Annotated in this window: 4 protein-coding genes and 1 pseudogene; all 5 read left to right on the forward strand. The window is 58.3% G+C overall.

From position 1 onward, the window contains the following. A pseudogene (locus tag NW819_RS13475) lies at window positions 1-180 on the forward strand (N-acetylmuramic acid 6-phosphate etherase); the annotation flags it as partial. A 21-nt stretch (window positions 181-201) separates the two neighbouring features. Beyond that, a complete protein-coding gene (locus tag NW819_RS13480; protein ID WP_414414056.1) occupies window positions 202-1,488 on the forward strand; it encodes a recombinase family protein in 1,287 nt (428 codons plus the stop codon). Window positions 1,489-1,859: 371 nt separating this feature from the next. Beyond that, entirely contained in the window at window positions 1,860-2,696 is an 837-nt protein-coding gene (gene bchL, locus NW819_RS13485; RefSeq protein WP_041437180.1) for a ferredoxin:protochlorophyllide reductase (ATP-dependent) iron-sulfur ATP-binding protein, read from the forward strand. Window positions 2,697-2,864: 168 nt separating this feature from the next. Beyond that, window positions 2,865-3,842, forward strand: coding sequence for a protochlorophyllide reductase (locus tag NW819_RS13490; RefSeq protein ID WP_414414057.1), 978 nt, complete (start codon window positions 2,865-2,867; stop codon window positions 3,840-3,842). A gap of 41 nt (window positions 3,843-3,883) precedes the next feature. Further along, window positions 3,884-4,413 (forward strand): nitrogenase component 1 (locus NW819_RS13495; RefSeq protein ID WP_414414058.1); only part of this gene is annotated, 530 nt, incomplete at its 3' end.

Below are 4,413 nucleotides of genomic sequence, written 5' to 3' on the forward strand. Positions count from 1 at the left end.
GCCTGCGATCTGGATCCCACTACGGCTGCCCAATTGCTGCAGGCTTGTGATGGAGAGGTGAAAACCGCCATCCTTGTGGCCTTGATGGGGTGCTCTGCTCAGGAAGCTCGTCAGCACTTGCAACAGGCCCAGGGCAACATTCGCCAGGTGCTTGATTCCGTTCTGGCGCAGCGGCGGTGACAATAGTTGAATGGCTTGTCCATGAGCGTTTGCGGCTACCTCTACACGCCTTCCCATGCTCCTTTGCCGGAACAGGAGTTGGCCTGGCTCCAGGGGCGAGGGGCCGATCCCATCCTGCACGATTGGGGATCCCGAACCTATCTGGAGGAGCTGTTCCGGCGCATCACAGCCGGCTGGGTGCAGGAAGTGCTGCTCTTGCGCCTGGCGGATCTGGGGGATCGGGCGGATGAAATTCACGAGCGGCTGCTGCAAATCCAACACTCCGGGATCCGCCTCAGCTTGGTCACCGAATCCGGCCTGCAAACCCCCACCAAGGCTGCCGATTGGATCCCCCTGCTGGCCGAGATCCCCCATCAGTTGCAAAGCCGCCGCCTCTGCTGCAGCCAAGCCCAAAACCGCCTGGCGGGCAAACCCCCCCCTGGCCCTGCCCCCTTTGGCTACCGCCGCGAAGGGGAACGCTACGTGCTGGATCGCCGGCAGGCCAGCATCGTTCAGGATTTTTTCCAGCACTTTCTCCTCTACGGATCCCTGCGGCAGGCGGTGCGCTTCTTGGAGGAAAAACACCACAAGCGGATTTCTGTGGCTACCGGACGCAACTGGCTGCTCAACCCGGTATACCGCGGGGATCTGGCCTATGCCGACGGCACCACCCTGCGGGACACTCACCCGGCCCTTCTCAGCCGCACGGAAGCCGCCCAGATCGATCGCTGGCTCAAACGCAACCAAGGGATCCCTCGCCGCAGCGCCAGTGCTCCCCGCGCTTTGGCCGGCCTGGTTCATTGCTGCGCTTGTGGCAGCCTTCTGCGCATTGTGCAAACCACCCCTCGCAAGGGGAAAAAGAACGGATCCCCCTACCTCTATCTGCGCTGCCAAACCTGTCGCTACAGCCTCCCCTACACCGAAGTCCTGCAGGAGGTGATCCGGCAGGTGTGCGAACAACTGCCCCAACGCGCCCAGACGCTGGATCGACAAGCCCTCACCCAAGTCCGCCAAGAGCTCCAAGCCCAAATCCAGGCCAACGCCGAGCGGCTGCAGCAATTGGAAGAGCTACAGCAATCTGGACTGATGGACGAAGCCTCTCTGGCCCAGCGTCGCTACCAGTTGCGAGCAGAGACGGCCCGCTTGGCCCAAAAGCTGGAGCAACTCCCCCCCGCCAACCTCACCCAGACCATCCAAACCCTCTCCATCCCCCCCTTCTGGCAAGACCTCAGCGAGACCGAACGGCGTGCCTACCTGCGGGAATTCCTGCGCCGTATCGAGGTGGATTCTGCAGGAGCGGTGCGAGTTACGTTTGCCTTTGATCCCTGAGAGCGAAGGGTTCCCCCCACCTTCCCCGGAGAATTGAGATCATTCTTGATTCTTTCTCGACTCAGACCTGCCTCAGCGCCAAGCCAAGAGGACGGGATCAGCGCCATGGCATAGCTGAATCCTTCCCGATTTGGGTGAATTGTCATCTGGAATTGTTTTCTTTTGATCACTGATGAAAGTATATCTAAAACTAAAATCGGGAAAAACATCAAAAATCGACTTGAGAAGCCCTGGGAACTTTCTTAGGACCATTTGCAAGATCTGGGAACTTCTAGCTTTTTGAGGGATCCACCTTTATCCTTCGCAACAGTTCTCAGGGGGCGGATCGGCTGCCGATAATGTCCCTTGTCTGCCCCATGGAGGAACGCGCTGTGAAGTTGGCGGTTTACGGAAAAGGTGGGATCGGCAAATCCACCACCAGTTGCAACATCTCGGTGGCCTTGGCCAGGCGGGGCAAAAAGGTCTTGCAGATTGGCTGTGATCCCAAGCACGATAGCACCTTCACCCTGACCGGCTTTCTCATCCCCACCATCATCGACACTCTGGAAGCCAAGGGCTATCACCACGAAGACATCTACCCAGAAGATGTGATCTACCGCGGCTACGGCGGCGTGGACTGCGTGGAAGCGGGTGGGCCCCCGGCAGGGGCCGGCTGTGGCGGCTATGTGGTGGGGGAAACCGTCAAACTCCTGAAGGAGCTGAATGCCTTCGATGAGTACGACGTCATCCTCTTCGATGTGCTGGGGGATGTGGTGTGCGGCGGTTTTGCGGCTCCCCTCAACTACGCCGACTACTGCCTGATCGTAACCGACAACGGCTTTGATGCCCTGTTTGCCGCCAATCGGATTGCTGCCTCGGTGCGAGAAAAGGCCAAAACCCGCAAGCTGCGGTTGGCCGGGCTGATCGGCAATCGCACCAGTAAGCGGGATCTGATTGACAAATACGTCTCGGCAGTTCCCATGCCGGTTATCGAGGTGCTTCCCCTCATTGAAGATATTCGCGTCTCGCGGGTCAAGGGCAAAACCCTCTTCGAGATGGCGGAAACCGATCCCAGCCTGGAGCCTGTCTGCCAGTACTACCTGAACATCGCCGATGAGCTGCTGGCCCGTCCGGAAGGGATCGTGCCCCAACCTGCCGAGGATCGGGAGCTGTTTGCTTTGCTCTCCGACTTTTACAACACTCCAGCCCGCCAACTGGCCTTGGTGTAAGGGATCCCCTGCCGGCTTGGGCAGTGTGTCCAAAGATGAAGCCACTGTTTCGGAAAACCGTCGCAAACCTTATCAATTTGTTGTCCGATCCGCTTTCCACTCCAAGATGGATCCTGCAGGGATCCCTGGGGATCCCGCTTTGGGAAGGAAATGGCACAGGAGTTGGATATGCAAGGACAAGAGCAACCCACCGTCGTGATTACCGGAGCTTCCTCGGGTGTTGGCCTATACTCAGCTTTGGCCTTGGCCAAGCGCGGCTGGCACGTGGTGATGGCCTGTCGGGATCTGGACAAAGCCTACCGGGTGGCCCAACAAGTGGGGATCCCCCAGGGCAGCTATACCCTGATGCAGATCGACCTAGCCAGCTTGGCCAGCGTGCGGCGGTTTGTCGAGCAGTTCCGCAACTGGGGCCGTTCCTTGGACGCCTTGGTCTGCAATGCCGCCATCTACATGCCCCTGCTCAAGCAGCCCCTGCGCAGCCCGGAAGGATATGAGCTGACCATGGCCACCAACCATCTGGGGCATTTCTTGCTCTGCCACTTGATGCTGGAGGATCTGAAACGCTCCACCTATCCGGATCGGCGGCTGGTGATCTTGGGCACGGTTACCCACAATCCCAAAGAGCTGGGGGGTAAGATCCCACCCCAACCCCACCTGGGGGATCTGCGGGGGTTTGCCCAGGGCTTCAAGGATCCCATCAGCATGGCGGACGGCGGCAAATTTGAACCGGTGAAAGCCTACAAAGACAGCAAAGTCTGCAATATCCTCACCATGCGCGAGCTGCACCGCCGCTTCCACGAAAGCACTGGCATCACCTTCCTCTCCCTCTATCCGGGGTGTGTAGCCACCACGGCTCTGTTCCGCCATCACTATCCCCTGTTTCAAAAACTTTTCCCCTGGTTTCAAAAAAACATCACGGGCGGATTTGTTTCTCAGGAATTGGCCGGAGAGCGGGTGGCCCAAGTGGTGGCCGATCCCGAGTTTCGTCGGTCGGGGTTCTACTGGAGCTGGGGCAACCGGCAACGCAAGAATGCCAAGCCCTTTAACCAAGAAGTCTCTGACGAGGCGGCGGACGATGCCAAGGCCAAACTGCTTTGGGATCTCAGCGAAAAATTGGTGGGTGTGCCCCAGTTGGTAGCCCTCTAGTTGGCAACGTTCCCTTCTTTATATGTTTTTAGGAGACGAGCATGAATGCTGCTTTGGATAGTGCCAATGCCCTTAACTTTCAGTGCGAAACCGGCAACTACCATACCTTTTGCCCGATTAGTTGTGTAGCTTGGCTTTATCAAAAAATTGAAGACAGCTTCTTTTTGGTCATCGGCACCAAAACCTGTGGCTACTTTCTGCAAAACGCCATGGGGGTGATGATCTTTGCCGAGCCCCGCTATGCCATGGCGGAGCTGGAAGAGGGGGATATTAGCGCCAAGCTCAACGACTATGAGGAGCTGAAGCGGCTGTGCCTGCAAATTCAACGAGATCGCAATCCCAGCGTGATTGTTTGGATCGGCACCTGCACCACCGAGATCATCAAAATGGATCTGGAGGGCCTAGCCCAGAAGCTGGAAGGGGAGATTGGGATCCCGATTGTGGTGGCCCGGGCCAATGGCCTCGACTACGCCTTTACCCAAGGGGAAGATACGGTTTTGGCCTCGATGGCTCAGCGCTGCCCAGAGCAGGTGCGGACAGAGGAGCAGGAAACCCGCGGGGGTCTCCAGGC

It is taken from the genome of Synechococcus sp. R8-2 (genome assembly GCF_047461715.1).
GTDB lineage: Bacteria > Cyanobacteriota > Cyanobacteriia > Thermostichales > Thermostichaceae > Thermostichus.

Coding starts and splice junctions, on each gene's coding strand:
- NW819_RS13480 (WP_414414056.1), top strand. CDS start 202: ATGAGCGTTTGCGGCTACCTCTACACGCCTTCCCATGCTCCTTTGCCG.
- NW819_RS13490 (WP_414414057.1), top strand. CDS start 2,865: ATGCAAGGACAAGAGCAACCCACCGTCGTGATTACCGGAGCTTCCTCG.